Annotated in this window: 16 protein-coding genes; 7 read left to right on the forward strand and 9 right to left on the reverse strand. The window is 71.5% G+C overall.

The window, feature by feature from the left end:
* Positions 1–12 precede the first annotated feature (12 nt).
* On the forward strand, positions 13–465 hold the full coding sequence (locus ASG45_RS13435; RefSeq protein WP_055838580.1) for an SRPBCC family protein: 453 nt from the start codon (positions 13–15) through the stop codon (positions 463–465).
* A 63-nt stretch (positions 466–528) separates the two neighbouring features.
* On the opposite strand, the gene ASG45_RS13440 is transcribed toward ASG45_RS13435, so the two are convergent.
* Positions 529–1,521, reverse strand: a complete 993-nt coding sequence (locus ASG45_RS13440; protein ID WP_055838582.1) for an aldo/keto reductase — start codon at positions 1,519–1,521, stop codon at positions 529–531.
* 161 nt (positions 1,522–1,682) lie between these two features.
* Between ASG45_RS13440 and ASG45_RS13445 the strand changes: the two genes are divergently transcribed.
* Entirely contained in the window at positions 1,683–2,129 is a 447-nt protein-coding gene (locus ASG45_RS13445) for a hypothetical protein (RefSeq protein WP_055838585.1), read from the forward strand.
* An 84-nt stretch (positions 2,130–2,213) separates the two neighbouring features.
* On the opposite strand, the gene ASG45_RS13450 is transcribed toward ASG45_RS13445, so the two are convergent.
* Entirely contained in the window at positions 2,214–3,542 is a 1,329-nt protein-coding gene (locus tag ASG45_RS13450) for a Cpe/LpqF family protein (protein WP_055838588.1), read from the reverse strand.
* Between the two features lie 89 nt (positions 3,543–3,631).
* Here ASG45_RS13450 and ASG45_RS13455 point away from each other — a divergent pair, with 89 nt between their 5' ends.
* Entirely contained in the window at positions 3,632–4,048 is a 417-nt protein-coding gene (locus ASG45_RS13455; RefSeq protein ID WP_055838592.1) for a GNAT family N-acetyltransferase, read from the forward strand.
* Positions 4,049–4,097: 49 nt separating this feature from the next.
* Here ASG45_RS13455 and ASG45_RS13460 read toward each other — a convergent pair whose 3' ends face one another.
* The 3 genes from ASG45_RS13460 to ASG45_RS13465 all read right to left on the reverse strand — a co-directional run bounded on the left by ASG45_RS13460 (position 4,098) and on the right by ASG45_RS13465 (position 6,599).
* The gene (locus tag ASG45_RS13460; protein ID WP_082516612.1) at positions 4,098–5,579 is read right to left on the reverse strand and encodes a PepSY-associated TM helix domain-containing protein; all 1,482 of its coding nucleotides are present in this window, start codon (positions 5,577–5,579) and stop codon (positions 4,098–4,100) included.
* Positions 5,576–5,716: a hypothetical protein gene (locus tag ASG45_RS16255; protein WP_156459452.1), complete on the reverse strand. Its 141-nt coding sequence runs from the start codon at positions 5,714–5,716 to the stop codon at positions 5,576–5,578. Before ASG45_RS16255 ends, ASG45_RS13460 begins: the two co-directional genes overlap by 4 nt.
* 280 nt (positions 5,717–5,996) lie before the next feature.
* Positions 5,997–6,599: a hypothetical protein gene (locus tag ASG45_RS13465; protein WP_055839514.1), complete on the reverse strand. Its 603-nt coding sequence runs from the start codon at positions 6,597–6,599 to the stop codon at positions 5,997–5,999.
* 120 nt (positions 6,600–6,719) lie between these two features.
* Here ASG45_RS13465 and ASG45_RS13470 point away from each other — a divergent pair, with 120 nt between their 5' ends.
* On the forward strand, positions 6,720–7,724 hold the full coding sequence (locus ASG45_RS13470) for an epimerase (protein WP_055838595.1): 1,005 nt from the start codon (positions 6,720–6,722) through the stop codon (positions 7,722–7,724).
* A gap of 113 nt (positions 7,725–7,837) precedes the next feature.
* Here the strand turns inward: ASG45_RS13470 and ASG45_RS16505 are convergent, their stop codons facing one another.
* Entirely contained in the window at positions 7,838–7,996 is a 159-nt protein-coding gene (locus ASG45_RS16505) for a hypothetical protein (protein ID WP_181015936.1), read from the reverse strand.
* Positions 7,997–8,194: 198 nt separating this feature from the next.
* Here ASG45_RS16505 and ASG45_RS13475 point away from each other — a divergent pair, with 198 nt between their 5' ends.
* Positions 8,195–8,455 carry a hypothetical protein gene (locus ASG45_RS13475; RefSeq protein WP_055838597.1) on the forward strand — a complete coding sequence of 87 codons (261 nt, stop codon included), beginning with the start codon at positions 8,195–8,197 and terminating at the stop codon, positions 8,453–8,455.
* Positions 8,456–8,487: 32 nt separating this feature from the next.
* On the opposite strand, the gene ASG45_RS13480 is transcribed toward ASG45_RS13475, so the two are convergent.
* Entirely contained in the window at positions 8,488–9,417 is a 930-nt protein-coding gene (locus tag ASG45_RS13480; RefSeq protein ID WP_055838600.1) for a helix-turn-helix transcriptional regulator, read from the reverse strand.
* A gap of 43 nt (positions 9,418–9,460) precedes the next feature.
* Here ASG45_RS13480 and ASG45_RS13485 point away from each other — a divergent pair, with 43 nt between their 5' ends.
* The gene (locus ASG45_RS13485) at positions 9,461–9,970 is read left to right on the forward strand and encodes a GNAT family N-acetyltransferase (protein ID WP_055839517.1); all 510 of its coding nucleotides are present in this window, start codon (positions 9,461–9,463) and stop codon (positions 9,968–9,970) included.
* A gap of 153 nt (positions 9,971–10,123) precedes the next feature.
* On the opposite strand, the gene ASG45_RS13490 is transcribed toward ASG45_RS13485, so the two are convergent.
* Both ASG45_RS13490 and ASG45_RS13495 read right to left on the reverse strand, forming a co-directional pair.
* Positions 10,124–11,017, reverse strand: coding sequence for an SDR family oxidoreductase (locus ASG45_RS13490; RefSeq protein WP_055838603.1), 894 nt, complete (start codon positions 11,015–11,017; stop codon positions 10,124–10,126).
* A gap of 53 nt (positions 11,018–11,070) precedes the next feature.
* Positions 11,071–12,879: a glycoside hydrolase family 15 protein gene (locus tag ASG45_RS13495; protein WP_055838606.1), complete on the reverse strand. Its 1,809-nt coding sequence runs from the start codon at positions 12,877–12,879 to the stop codon at positions 11,071–11,073.
* A gap of 179 nt (positions 12,880–13,058) precedes the next feature.
* On the opposite strand from ASG45_RS13495, the gene ASG45_RS13500 reads away from it, so the two are divergent.
* Complete coding sequence (locus ASG45_RS13500; RefSeq protein ID WP_055838609.1) at positions 13,059–13,610, forward strand: Dps family protein; 552 nt, start codon at positions 13,059–13,061, stop codon at positions 13,608–13,610.
* Positions 13,611–13,675 lie beyond the last annotated feature (65 nt).

Consider the following 13,675-nt stretch of genomic DNA (forward strand, 5'->3'; position numbering starts at 1 on the left):
AAAGAGGACACCATGGCACAGGTCATCGAAACCATCGACGTCAACGTTCCCGTCCGCGTCGCCTACAACCAGTGGACGCAGTTCGAGGAGTTCCCGCACTTCATGAGCTTCGTCGAGTCGATCACGCAGAAGAGCGACACCCTCACGCACTGGAAGGTGAAGATCGCCGGTGCCGAGCGCGAGTTCGACGCCGAGATCACCGAGCAGCACCCCGACGAGCGCGTCGCCTGGAACAGCGTCGGCGGCGACGAGAACCACGCGGGTGTCGTGACGTTCCACCGTCTCTCCGACGACGAGACGCGCGTCACCGTGCAGATCGACTGGGAGCCCACCGGAGTCCTCGAGAAGCTCGGTGCCGTCTTCGGCGCCGACGACCACTCGGTGAAGAAGGACCTCGACAACTTCAAGAAGTACATCGAGTCGCGCGGTGCCGAGTCCGGCGCCTGGCGCGGCGACGTCAGCTGACGTCATAGACAGGAAAGCCGGGTCCACCCTTCGGGGCGGACCCGGCTTTCGCGTGTCAGACGCTCACCACTGCGGGTGGATCTCCGCCCGCAGACGGCGGTCGTAGACGTCACGCACCAACGCGTCGAAGGCGTCGAGGTCGAAGCCCTCGTCGAGGAGCTGTGCGGCCCCGGCGTTCGATGTGGCCTGCGCCACCGAACGGGCGCCCGGGATCACCGAGGTGATGCCCTCGCGCGAGGCGATCCACGCCAGCGTAGCGGCGGGCAGGGTGACTCCCTCGGGAAGCGAGGCCTTGAGCTCGTCGGCCGCGGCCACTCCCTCGGCGAACGGGACGCCCGAGAACGTCTCCCCCTTGTCGAACGCCTCGCCGTTGCGGTTGTACGTGCGGTGGTCGTCCTTGTCGAACGTCGTGTCGGCGGTGTATTTGCCCGAGAGCAGACCGCTCGCCAACGGCACGCGGGCCAACACGGCGACGTTCTTCTCGGCCGCCATCGGCAGCACCTCGTCGAGGGGCTTGAGCCGGAACGGGTTGAAGATGATCTGCAGGTTGCTGAGGTTCGGCCGGCGGAGCGCCGAGAGGGCCTGCTCCATCGTCTCGACCGACGCACCGTAGGCGGCGATGACGCCCTCGGCGACGAGCTGGTCGAGCGCGTCGTAGGTGGCGTCGTCGTCGATCACGGCTGACGGCGGGCAGTGCAACTGCACGAGGTCGAGGGTGTCGGTGCCGAGCAGCCGCCGCGAGCGGTCGATCCACCCACGGAAGTTCTCCATCGTGTAGTTCTCGGGCACCTGGTCTTCGCGACGGCCCATCTTGGTCGCCACGGTGATGCCCGTGGCGGCGGTGTCGTTCAGGAACTTTCCGATGATCTCTTCGGACCGGCCGTCGCCGTACACGTCGGCGGTGTCGAAGAGCGTGACGCCGGCGTCGGCCGAGGCGGCCAGCACGGCGAGGGCCTCGTCTTCGCTGACACCGCCCCAGTCGGGGCCGAGCTGCCAAGTACCGAGGCCGATCACCGAGACGTCACGGCCGGTGCGGGAGAGGGGACGCTGCTGCATTGCGGTTCCTTTCGAAGCTGGTTCCGAGCCTATCCAGCGCGTCCGGCACCGGGGCCGCGGCCCACCGGACGCCCCCTGCGCACCCCGTGGCGGTCGTCAAGCCCGTTCGCCCGGTCGGCGGTCGCCTCTAGCGTGGCGGCACACCCCACGGAAGGAACGCCATGAACACTCCCGCCGACCGGCTCCCCGGAGCCGACGAAGAGAACATCGTCCCCGAGTCCGAGGGCCTGGCCGCCGATGTGCCCGCCGGCGCCGCCGGCGCCGACACCGGTGCCGTCGGAGCGGCGCAGATCGACGCCGACGACGAAGCCCGCATCCAGGGCATCTCGAGCCAGAACGACCTGCCCGGAGTCGGCACCCGCGCCGCCGACGGCCTCACCGAGCGGGGCACCGACGACGCCCGCGGCGAGGGCGGCTCGACCTCGCGGCACACCGAGGACACCGGCGGCGGCTCGGCCACCGCGCACGCGGCTTCGGACGCTCCCGCCGAGGGCGAACCGCACGTCGACGCCGACGACCCCATCGCGAAGTTCCAGCCCGGTGTCGGCCGTGATTCGGCGGCATCCAGCAAGATCGCCCAGAGCCTGCCCGACCCCGACGACGCGTGATCCCGCCGGGGGCGGCCCTCCGGTCGCCCCCGCGCACGGTCCCAGCCCCCTCGACGGGCTCCCGGCCTCCCGCGGCGGCGAGGCTCAGCGTGCGAGGCGCAGGGCGTCCTCGGCGAGGTGGAAGAAGTCGCCCATCGCCGCGGTCACGGCCTGCGCGTCGTCGGCCGAGAGAAGCAGCACCACCGTCGCCTCGCCCTCGTCGTCGCGCACGAACCAGCTGCCGGTCAGCACGCCCAGGCTCGAACCGCCCTTGAAGCCGACGTAGGGCCACGTGCCGACGTCGAGTCCCGCACCGGGGTTCTCGCTCAGGATGGCGAGCACCTCGGCATCCTGGGTCTGCTGCAGCGCCCGATGCACGGCGGCGATGTCGGTGGCCGAGGCGAACCAGTCGAATCCGTCCTGCCATACCGGGGTCGTCACGTCGGTGACGCCGACGGCCAGCGGGGCGGCGTCGATGCGGTCGAGCAGCGCGCGCTTCGCGGCGTCGTCGGCACGCGCCCACTCCTCGCGCAGAGCCGGGTCGCCCCAACCCAGGGTGAACAGCTCCTTGGTCGAGAGGAAGGGCGTCAACGCGGCGGGGTCCGCGTGGCCGCTGCGCGCGACCGCCGCTTCGACGCGCTCACGCCCGAGCCGCTCGATGAGCAGGTCGGTGGCGGTGTTGTCGCTGATGCGGATCATGGCCGAGGCGGCCTCGCGCACCGACACCTCGGTGCCGGTGGGGGCGTTCTGCAGCTCGCCCGAGGGCAGGCTGCGATCGGCGTCGTCGAGCACGAGCGTCTCGTCCCAGGCGAGATCCCCGGATGCCACGGCATCGGCCGCCGCGAGCAGCACGTACAGCTTGAAGATCGAGGCGAGGGGAGCTGCCCGTTCGGTGTCCATCGCCACGACGTCGTCGTCTCCGCGCCGGATCAGCGCGCTGACCTCGCCGGGAAGATCGCCCAGGCGCTGCTCCACCTCGTCGAGCGAGGTGGAGGTCTCCCACGGCTCGGCGACCGGGGCGAACACCATGCCGGTGATGCGGTCGTTGCCGTCGATCGCGAGCGAGAGGTCGAACGGATCGCCGAGCGTGCCGGCGAGGGTCGCGACCGCCTGCGTCTCGGTGCCCTGGTACGCGGTCACGGTGAAGGGCGCCGCCGGGCGGATCTGCCGATTGAGCAGCTCGGCGATGTCATCGGCCGACACCTGCTGCTGGAAGTCCTCGTGCAGCACGCGCGACCAGTCGCCGGCGGTCGTGTCGGCCTCGGCCTCGAGCACGTCGATCACCCAGGTCAGCCGCTCCCCCACGGGGGTGGCCGGCACCTCGACCGAGGCCGCGGGAGTCGCGGGAGTGTCGGGCGCGGAGCTGGTGCACGCGGTGAGGGCGGCGATCGTGGCGATCGAGAGGGCGGCGGCGAGGCGACGGGCGAAAGTCACGGGAGTCCTTCCGAGGGGGGCTTTCCACGCTACGGACCCGCTTCGCACGCCGCCTCCCTCGCGAGACGGAGATACGCGAAGGTGGAGGCATGCACGACCTCCGCCTCGAACCCCTCGCCCCCTCTCTCGACGACTACCTCGAGCTGCGCCGTGCCTCGGGCCTGACCCCCAAGCGTTCCGATCAGGGCGCGCCCGCGCTCGCGAACAGCTGGGCCTGGCGTCGGATCGTGGATGCCACGGGTCGATCGATCGCGATGGGCCGGGTCGTCGGCGACGGCGGGTGGTACTTCCTCATCGCCGACATGGCCACGCTGCCCGAGTACCAGCGACGCGGTCTCGGCCGCCGCATCCTCGAGGACCTTCTCGCGGAGATCCGCGCGAAGGCCCCCGAGGGTGCCTACGTGACCCTGCTGGCCGACCCTCCGGGTCAGGCGCTGTACCGCAGCCTGGGCTTCACCGAGCCGACGACGGGTTCGGTGACGATGCACCTGCTGCTCGAGCACTGAGCGGGCCGCCTCGCGGGGGCCGGGCGCCGCGCCGTCACACCGTGGGCCGTCACGCCGCGGGTCGCCTTGCCCCGGTCCGCCGCCGCGCCCGGAGACCGAGCAGCACGTCGAGCACCACGAACGCCGCGAGCGTGTAGCCGACGAGCGGCAGGAACAGCCCGATCGCCACCGCGACCACGAGCACCGCCCCGATCCCCCACCAGGGCGCCCCGCGCAGCACGCCGCGCGCCGGCGCCGACGCGAGGCCGCGGGTCGGGCGACGGTTCCACCACATCGCGTAGCCCCAGACGACGAGCGCGGCGATGCCGATCGCCAGGGCGAACAGCACGAGCTGGTTGACGAGACCGAACAGGGTGCCCATGTGCAGGTCGACGCCCCAGCGCGACAGCTTGGCGAGCAGCGGATAGTCGGCGAAGTCGACCCGATCGGTCACGCGCAGGGTCGATGCGTCGATGGCCACGGCATCCACTTCGGTCGGGAAGCTGCGGTGCACCTCCTGCACGACCCACGCGTCGCCGACGGCGGCCGGCGGGCGGATCTCGACGTCGCCGGTGTTGACGTTGACGCGCTTCGCGACGGCGAGGACGGCGTCGAACGTGGCCGGGTCCGCCGCCCCCGGGGTGTCGGCGTGCGCCCCGCCGCCGTGTCCGGCGTGCTCGCCGCCGGCCTCCGCCTCCGCACCGAGCGAGGTCGTCAACGCGGGAGTCCCCTCACCGATCGCGGCACGCAGGTCGGAGACGTGCGCGCCCGCCGAGGCCGACCAGGTGATGCCCGTCGCCGCGAGGAAGACCGCGCCCAGCACGACCCAGATCCCGACGGCCGAGTGCCAGCCCGACAGCTTGCGGTACCCCCGGTGCGCGCGGTTCGGCCGCAGCAGGTCGCGGCGCCCGCGGCGGCTGCGCACGAAGCGGCCGATCCACAGCCCGAGGCCCGCGAGCGAGACGATCCCGAGCCAGGATGCCGCGAGCTCGCTGTACAGCCGGCCCGGCTCGCCCAGGTGCAGCGAGCGGTGCAGGTCGCTGATCCAGTGCCGCAGGGGCAGCGCGCCGCTCGTGCCGTACGCGGGCAGGTCGCCGCGGATCTCGGCCGTCGCGGGGTCGACGAAGATCGCCCGCGTCGTGCTTTCGGGTAGCGCCTCGTCGGCGAACAGGACGCGCGTGGTGTCACCGGGCGCGGGGGCGGGCCGTACGGCGACCGGTGAGGCCCCGCCGCCCACGTAGGCCTCGGCCGCCTCGACCTGGTCGGCCAGCGGCATCCCGACCAGAGTGGAGGTGGCGGTCACCTCGTGCGCGTACATGACCCTCTCGAGCGACGGCGTGAGGGCGTACAGCGCGCCGCTCAGCGCCGCGACCAGGATGAACGGCCCCACGAGCAGCCCCGCGAAGAAGTGCAGCCGGCGCAGCAGCGCGGTGAACCAGCCTCGTCGCGGAGCACCCGGCCCGCTCCCCGACCGTCGAGTGTCCGGAACATGCCGCACCGCGTCGTCTTCCGACGGCGTGTTGTGGACACTCGACGGGGTGGATGCCGTCATGACGGCGCCCCGGGCTCGACGGGGCGGCCGGGGGCGGGCGCGGGCGGCGGGGGCGACGGGGAGGGCGGGGCGGACTCGTCGGGAGCGGATGCCGCGACGACCGACGCCGGCAGGGTGAGGGGAGGGGAACGGAACATGGAGGATCTCTTCTCCGGGCACCGGGTGGCGCCCGTCGGTCGGCGCCGCCGCGCGCGTGCACGACGGGCCGGGGTCCCGCGCGCGGTCGACGTCGCCGCGTGGCGGTGCGCCACGGGATACGACATCGCCGCTCGACGATGACCGAGGAAGGGGGGCGTCCCGAGGGGACGTGGAAGGGAGTCGCGCCGGCGCGAGAGCACTCGGCGTGCGCGACCGCCCGCCCGGTCCGTCAGACGGCCGGGACGCACCGCTCACGGCGCGGCGTGACGCGGAGCAGGGTCAGGATGCCGAGGCCGGCGGCCCGCGGCGCCTCGCGCTCGCGGCGAGCAGCACCGAGATCGGGCGCACGACGGCGACCACGACCGCAACGCGATGGCGCGGCGACACGGGCCCGAACGTCGCCGCCATCACGCGCACGCGCGCACGCAGTCCCTTGACCGCGCGGCCCGCGAGCGCACGCAGCACCCCCAGGGTGCGTTCCGCGCGGTGCAACGCCAGCGAGGTGACGGCGGCGGCGAGCGCGTGCCAGAGCCACATCGTGGCATCCGGCGTCAGGGCGGCGCCCACCGGATCCGCGGCGACCGCCGGGAAGACGGCCCCGTGCACGTGGCCGGCCGCGCCGAGGTCGTAGCTGCCGAGCACGAACAGCGCGTGGAACAGCAGCTGGCTGACGACGACGGCCGCGCTCAGACGCCAGGCCGAGAGCCGTCGGCCGGCCAGGACCGTGCAGGCGACGAACGACAGCGCGAGCGGAACGACGATGCCGATCCAGCCGGGCACGGCTCCCCCGCCGGTCACGTGCGACAGCAACGCGACGAAGGTGGCGATCGATGCGGCGACGCCACCGCGCGCGACGCGTGCGCCCCGTGCCCGTCGTCGCATGGCCTCCATTGTGGCAGGGGTTCCCCGCGCGTTCCGCGCACTGCATCGGCGTCGAGCAACAGGAGGGCGATCAGCACGCCTCCGCCCCTAGGCTGAGGCCACCCGACCCAGGAGGATGCCGTGCCCCGACCCCGCGCCGTGATCGCCGGAGCGAGCGGATTCGTCGGCGGAGCGCTGGTCGCCGCGTTCCGAGACGACGGCTACGACGTCGACACGATCGGCCGCACCGGCACCGCGACCTGGGCCGATCCGGCCGCCGTGGCGCGGGTCGTCGACGGCGCCGACGTCCTGGTGAACCTGGCGGGCAAGATCGTGTCGTGCCGGTACACCGACGCGAACCGTGACGAGATCCTGCGCTCTCGCGTCGACACCACCCGTGCCCTGCGCTCCGCCGTCGCGCACGCGGCCCACCCGCCCGCGGTGTGGATGAACGCCTCGACCGCGACGATCTACCGCCACGCCACCGAGCACGGCAACGACGAAGTCGACGGCGAGATCGGCGAGGGGTTCTCGGTCGATGTGGCCACGAGCTGGGAACGCGCGTTCTTCGAGGGAGAGCTGCCCCGCACGCGCCGGGTGGCGTTGCGCATGGCGATCGTGCTCGGAGACGGTCCCGCGACCCGCATGCTGTTCGCCCTCGCCCGACTCGGGCTGGGCGGCCCGCAGATCGATAGCTGGTGGTTCCCCCACCGCCGATACCGCGGGATCGGCGCGCGCCCCACGGGGCGCCCGTGGTCGAGCTGGCACCGCACCTCGGGCCACCAGCGCTTCAGCTGGATCCACATCGATGACGTCGTGGCATCCGTGCGATTCCTGCGCGACCGCGACGACATCGTCGGTCCGGTCAACCTGGCCGCGCCCGCCGTGAGCGACAACCGCACCCTCATGCGAGAGCTCCGGCGCATCGCGCGGGCGCCGATCGGCCTGCCCGCGTTCCGGTGGATGCTCGATCCGGCGATGGCGCTGCTGCGCAACGAGCCCGAACTCGTGCTGAAGAGCCGGTGGGCGGTGCCCCGCGTGCTGACCGAGGCGGGCTACGTCTTCCGCTATCCCGAGCTGGCCCCGGCACTCGAGGCGGTGGCGGCCCTGCGCCCCCCGCGCGGTCGCGACCTGTTCTCGGTCTGAGCCGGCCTCACGCGAAAGGCCGCCCCGGCCGCGTGACGCACGTCGGTGCGGCACACGGGGGACGGCCTCTGATCGCTCCGACCTCGGTCGGATCCGGGGGTGGGGACGAACGGTCAGACCTGGCGACGGATGAACCGCATGAGCGCGGCGATCACACCGATGATCAGGATGATCACGCCGATCCAGAGCAGGAACTTCACGGCCTCGACGAAGATGCCGAGGAAGAGGAGCACGAGACCGACGATGACGAGGATGATGGCGAGAGCGGGCATGGTCCCACTCTGCCGGGTCGACGCCCCCTCGTCTGCGCCCTTGACACCGTGCGGGCGGCACCGCACGGGTGGCGCCGTGCGGGTGGCGCCGTGCGGGTGGCGCCGTGCGGGCTGGGCGGCGGAAGCCGTGTCAAGACCGCTGCGCCCCCGGCATCCGCGGACTAGCGTCGCTGTCATCACGACCCCCAGGAGGCGGACATGACTGAGCGCGACGTCAACGGACACGGCACCGGACCCGAAGAAGGCGAGTACACCGACGTGCAGCTGCCCGGCGGAGACGACGACCGCGGGAGCGCCGATGTGCCCGGCGAGTACGTCGACCGCGAGAACGCCGACGGGAGCGAGTCGCGCCCCCGCACCGACGAGGCCGGCGCCTACACCGACGTCGAGCTGCCGAGCGGCGACGAGGCGCACGAAGACCTCGACAACCCCGGCGAGTACACCGACCGCGACCGCTGAGCGATCAGAGTCCCTCGGTCAGCACCCGGCGATCACCGCTCGAGCGTGCGCTGCGGTGCGACGCGATACACCTCGACGTACGACCGCACGAAGGCGTCCGGATCGGCGAAACCCCATCGGGCGGCGACCTCCGCGACCGACGCATATCCCGCGTCGGCGTCGAGGAGGTCGGCGTGAGCCGCGCTCAGCCGCGCCGCGGACAGGTACTCCTCGGGAGAGGACGCAAGTTGCCCGTTGGCCGCGAATGCGCGACGCAGACCGGTGGCAGACGTGCCGACGGCACGCGCCGCGTCGTCGACCGTCACCGGCAACGACGCGTGATCGTCGATCCACGACGTCGCGGCGGTGTAGATCGTCGCCTGCTCGAGGGCCGACGCCCGCCGCTCGCGTGCGTCGCCCACGAGCGGGAACGCCTCGAGCGTCGCCGCGGCGAGGGCGCGTCGCACGTGCGCCCGCACGAGAGGCTCCGCCAGCAGGGGGACCTGCGTCAGCGACCACCGCAGCGTCGCGAGCCAGTACTCGCCCAGGCGCCGCGACACCGGTCCCGTGCCGGCGAACCGGGCCACGAGCGTCTCGTCGCCGTAGATCGTGCGGGCCGTCTCGCTCAGCCACTCGGCGTCGAAGGCCACGAGCTGCACCGTCGTGTCGATCGGTCGCCCGATGAGTTCGCGACCGGGCTGCACGATGCCGGGCTCCACGCTGTAGTCGCCGGATTCGGAGCCGATGGTCCACGAGAACCCGGGGTTCGAGGTGGCGAAGTAGAACCGATCCGCCTCGTAGACGATCTCGGCCCGGCAGTCCCAGGTCAGGTGTCGCAGAGCGAACGCCGCATCACCGACCGCGTGCTCCGCGATCGAGGCCCTCTCGGCGAGCACGTCGACCCGCCCGTACTGCTCTTGCAGCCAGGCCTGCGTGTCGGCCACGTCATCGGTGCGGACGCGCGAGTCGAAGAAATCGTTCATAGGCGAGGACGGCGAACCGCTGGAAAACGGACCGCTCATGCCCATGATAGTTAACCCCCCTCACCCCGACTCACCAGGAGAGACACCCGTGGCCGACTCGCCCGCCGTGCGCCCCATCCATCCCGACGACGCCGGAGAGGTGCTCACGATCCAGCGCGCCGCCTTCGCGAGCGAAGCGCTCATCTACGGCGATCCCGACATGCCTCCGCTCACGCAGACCCTGCCCGAGCTCGAAGCCGAGCTGGTCGAGAACCTCGGCTGCGTCGCCGTCGACGGACACCGGATCGTCGGCGCCGTCCGCGCGCGCCGCGACGGGGAACTGCTGCTCATCGGGCGCCTCGCGATCGCCCCCGATCAGCAGGGCGCCGGTCTCGGAACGTTGCTGCTGGCAGCGGTCGAGCAGCGCGGACGCGAAGCCGGCGCCACCGAGGCGGAGCTCTTCACCGGCGGCCTGAGCGAAGCCAACCAGCGTCTGTACGAGCGCGAGGGGTATCACCGCACCGAGACCACCGCCGACGGCGAGATCTTCTACCGCAAGCCGCTCACCGCCTGAGCAGGACGCCACCCCACTGTTGAGTGTCCACGACACGCCGCAGTGCCGCCCCCGGGCACGGCGTGTATCGGACACTCAACAAGGGGGGCGGCGCACCGCAGACGAAGGGGCCGCCGCCCGGTCCCGGACGACGGCCCCTTCTGCGCGTCACGCTTACGGCGTCGGCATACCGCCGTTGACGTTGAGCGTCTCGCCGATGACGTAGCTCGACTCCGCCGAGGCGAGGTACACGTACGCGGGGGCGAGCTCGGCGGGCTGGCCCATGCGCCCGAGCGGGGTCTCCTCGCCGAACTCGTCGACCTTCTCGTTCGGCTGACCGTCGGTCACCTGCAGCGGCGTCCAGATCGGGCCGGGCGCCACGGCGTTCACGCGGATGCCCTTGGGGGCGAGCTGCTGACCGAGGGCCTTGGTGAAGGTGTTGATGGTCGACTTGGTCGAGGCGTAGTCGACGAGGATCGGCGCGGGCGAGTACGCCTGGATCGACGTGGTGTTGATGATGGCCGAACCCGCGGGCAGGTGCGGGATGGCCTCCTTGCAGATCCAGAACATCGCGTAGACGTTGGTCTTGAACGTGTCGTCGAACTGCTCGTCGTCCAGCGTCGTCAGGTCTTCGTTGAAGATCTGCTTGCCGCCGTTGTTGACGACGATGTCGAGGCCGCCGAGGCCCTCGACCGCTTCCTTCACCAGCGTGCGGGCGTACTCGCGCTCGCGCAGGTCGCCGGGGATCTGAACGACGGTCGCGCCGGCCTCACGAAGGATCCCGGCGATGCGGTCGGCATCCACCTTCTCCTCCGGCAGGTACGACATCGCCACCGAGGCGCCCTCGCGGGCGAACGCGATCGCGGTGGCCGCGCCGATCCCCGAGTCGGCTCCGGTGATCAGCGCCTTGCGGCCCTTCAGCCGCTCGCTGCCGACGTAGGTGTCCTCGCCGAGCGCGGCCTTCGGGGTCAGCTCGGCGTCGAGGCCGGGCTCGGGCTGGTCCTGCGCCTGGGGCTCGATGTCGGCGTAGAGCTTGGTGGGATCGGTGAACGTGTACTGCGTGCTCATGGCGAGTCCTTTCATGGGGGATGGATGCCGAGACGAGACGTCGCGGCAGAGGATCAGCGGCCGGAGAGCTCGGCGGCATCCACGAGTTCGCGGATGACGAGCGCGGCGTTGATGAGGGCCAGGTGACTGAGCGCCTGCGGGAGGTTGCCCCAGAACGCCCCGTCCGATTCGGCGATCATCTCGGAGTAGATGCCGACGTCGTTCGCCTGGGCGACGAGAGCGTCCATCGCCTCGACCGCCTCGTCGTGGCGGCCGACGCAGGCGAGCGCCGTGGCCCGCCAGAAGGCGCAGGCGACGAACGTCTGCTCCTCCTGGTCCATGCCGGTGTACCGGTAGACGAGGTGGTTCTCCGTCGTGAGACGTTCGGTGATGGCATCCAGGGTCTTCGACATGCGCTCGCCCCGGTCGAAGCCGGTGGGGGCGTGCAGCAGCACCGACGCGTCGAGGTCGGAGCTTCCGGGGGCGAGCGTGTAGGCCTCGAGCTCGTCCGACCAGCAGTGCTCTTCGACCCAGCGATGGATGCGGTCGCGCTCCGCGCGCCACCGATCGGCGTTGTCGGGGATGTGTCCGCCGGCCGCGAGCCACTGGGCGTCGTCGAGGGCCTTCCAGCAGCCCATCTTCGACGAGGTGTAGTGACGCAGCTCCGGGAGCTCCCACATGCCCGAGTCCTCGCGGCGCCACAGGTCGCACGTGCGGTCGGCGACGTCGGCGAGCAGGCGTCCGGTCTGGATGTCGAGACGGTTCCCCGCCTCGACGTAGGTGCGGCACAGGGCGATCAGGTCGCCGTAGACGCCGAGCTGCAGCTGCCCCTGCGCGGGGTTCCCGGTCACGACCGGTTGGTTGCCGTTCCAGCCCGGCACGTCGTGCTTCTCGAGCCCGATCTCGGCCTCGCCGTCGAGCGTGTACATCACCTGCACCTCGGGACCGTTCTTGCGGATCGTACGCAGCAGCCACGAGATGGCCGCGTGCGTCTCCTCGCGCAGGCCGAAACCCACCCACGCGTGCGCCGTGTAGGCGAGATCGCGCACCCAGGCGTAGCGGTAGTCCCAGTTCTTGCCCCCGCGGGGGTTCTCGGGGAGCGACGTCGTCGCCGCCGCCGCGATCGCCCCGGTGGGGCTGAACAACAGCAGCTTCAGCGCGAGGGCGCTGCGCTGGACGTCTTCGGCCCAGGGGCCCTCGTACGAGAACTCGTCGGACCACATCGTCCACCCGTCGACGGTGCGGTCGATGCCGCGGTCGACGTTCTTCGCGTCGGGAATGCGCAGCGGCTCCCCCTCGGTCGCGGCGATCACGAGCAGATGGCGCGAGCCCTTCGACGTCGTGAACGCGCCGTCGATGCTCTCGTTGCCGGCATCCGGATCGCCGTGCAGACCGTGCTCATGGCCGACCACGGCGAGCGAGACGTGCCCGATGCGCATGATCGAGAAGCCGTCGATGCGTTCGGTCCACGGGGCGGCGGAGCGCAACATGGTCCCGGGCTGTACGCACCAGGCGAACTCGACCTCACCCTTCACCCCGTCGACGCGCCGCGCGAGCTCGGCCCACGGGAGGCGTCCGGCGATGCCCGTGACCATGGCGTCGGTCACGGTGGCCACCCCCGACGCGGTCGTGAAGGTCGTCTCGAGCACGTTCGTGTGCGGCAGGTAACGCCGGGTGACCTCGTACTCCTCCATCGGAGCGAGTTCGATGCACCCGCCGGCCGATTCGTCGACGAGTCGCGCGAACACGGGGCGCGAGTGGATGTTCGGAAGCGGCAGCCAGTCCACCGATCCGTCGAGACCGATCAGAGCGACCGTCCGACCGTCACCGATCGCGGCGTAGTCGCGGAGGGGGCGAGACGGAGCAGGGGGTGTGTGGGGCACGTCTCCACGCTAAGAACGGCGCGGTGAGGCGAGGCCGGGGTTGTCCATTCCGAGGGGAGCGGCTACGGCGCCGACCCACGCGTCGGCGGCTACCCCGCTGTGCGAAGGCTCGCAACCCCCGCCGCGCCCGCCGACGAAGCGCCTAACGTCGCTACCGACCGCGAGTGAAAGGAAGGCGCATGTCCGCCACCCAGGAGACCACCAAGAACCGCCGTCGCCCCGCCCGCGGCGGCAACGGCCCCGAAACCACCGAAGAGCAGAACGCCGAGAGCGGCTTCCAGGCCTCGGAGAAGCTCACCGACAACCTCCAGCGCGTGCTCATCGACCTGATCGAGCTGTCTATCCAGGGCAAGCAGGCTCACTGGAACGTCGTCGGCAAGAACTTCCGCGACACCCACCTGCAGCTCGACGAGATCATCGACGCGGCACGCGAGTTCAGCGACACCGTCGCCGAGCGCATGCGTGCCCTGCACGCTCTTCCCGACGGCCGCAGCGACACCATCGCCGAGACCACGACCCTCCCCGAGTTCCCCCAGGGCGAGGTCGACACCTCGGAGGTCGTCGACCTGATCACGGAGCGCCTCGACGCCACCGTCGGCACCGTCCGCGAGGTGCACGACGACGTCGACGACGAAGACCCCACGAGCGCCGACATCCTGCACTCGATCCTCGAGCGCCTCGAGCAGCTGTCGTGGATGGTCAGCGCGGAGAACCGCGTCGCCCGGAGCTGAACGACGACGTACACACCGGATGCCGAGGCCTCGTCGGGGCCTCGGCATCCGGCGTTTTCGCGTGC

Origin of the sequence: Microbacterium sp. Leaf436 (assembly GCF_001424715.1) — a bacterium.
GTDB lineage: Bacteria > Actinomycetota > Actinomycetes > Actinomycetales > Microbacteriaceae > Microbacterium.

What these genes read in the sequence shown, in the direction of transcription:
- ASG45_RS13435 (WP_055838580.1), top strand. Translation starts at nt 13, where the DNA reads ATGGCACAGGTCATCGAAACCATCGACGTCAACGTTCCCGTCCGCGTC.
- ASG45_RS13440 (WP_055838582.1), bottom strand. Translation starts at nt 1,521, where the DNA reads ATGCAGCAGCGTCCCCTCTCCCGCACCGGCCGTGACGTCTCGGTGATC.
- ASG45_RS13445 (WP_055838585.1), top strand. Translation starts at nt 1,683, where the DNA reads ATGAACACTCCCGCCGACCGGCTCCCCGGAGCCGACGAAGAGAACATC.
- ASG45_RS13455 (WP_055838592.1), top strand. Translation starts at nt 3,632, where the DNA reads ATGCACGACCTCCGCCTCGAACCCCTCGCCCCCTCTCTCGACGACTAC.
- ASG45_RS13460 (WP_082516612.1), bottom strand. Translation starts at nt 5,579, where the DNA reads ATGACGGCATCCACCCCGTCGAGTGTCCACAACACGCCGTCGGAAGAC.
- ASG45_RS16255 (WP_156459452.1), bottom strand. Translation starts at nt 5,716, where the DNA reads ATGTTCCGTTCCCCTCCCCTCACCCTGCCGGCGTCGGTCGTCGCGGCA.
- ASG45_RS13465 (WP_055839514.1), bottom strand. Translation starts at nt 6,599, where the DNA reads ATGCGACGACGGGCACGGGGCGCACGCGTCGCGCGCGGTGGCGTCGCC.
- ASG45_RS16505 (WP_181015936.1), bottom strand. Translation starts at nt 7,996, where the DNA reads ATGCCCGCTCTCGCCATCATCCTCGTCATCGTCGGTCTCGTGCTCCTC.
- ASG45_RS13475 (WP_055838597.1), top strand. Translation starts at nt 8,195, where the DNA reads ATGACTGAGCGCGACGTCAACGGACACGGCACCGGACCCGAAGAAGGC.
- ASG45_RS13480 (WP_055838600.1), bottom strand. Translation starts at nt 9,417, where the DNA reads ATGAACGATTTCTTCGACTCGCGCGTCCGCACCGATGACGTGGCCGAC.
- ASG45_RS13485 (WP_055839517.1), top strand. Translation starts at nt 9,461, where the DNA reads ATGATAGTTAACCCCCCTCACCCCGACTCACCAGGAGAGACACCCGTG.
- ASG45_RS13490 (WP_055838603.1), bottom strand. Translation starts at nt 11,017, where the DNA reads ATGAGCACGCAGTACACGTTCACCGATCCCACCAAGCTCTACGCCGAC.
- ASG45_RS13500 (WP_055838609.1), top strand. Translation starts at nt 13,059, where the DNA reads ATGTCCGCCACCCAGGAGACCACCAAGAACCGCCGTCGCCCCGCCCGC.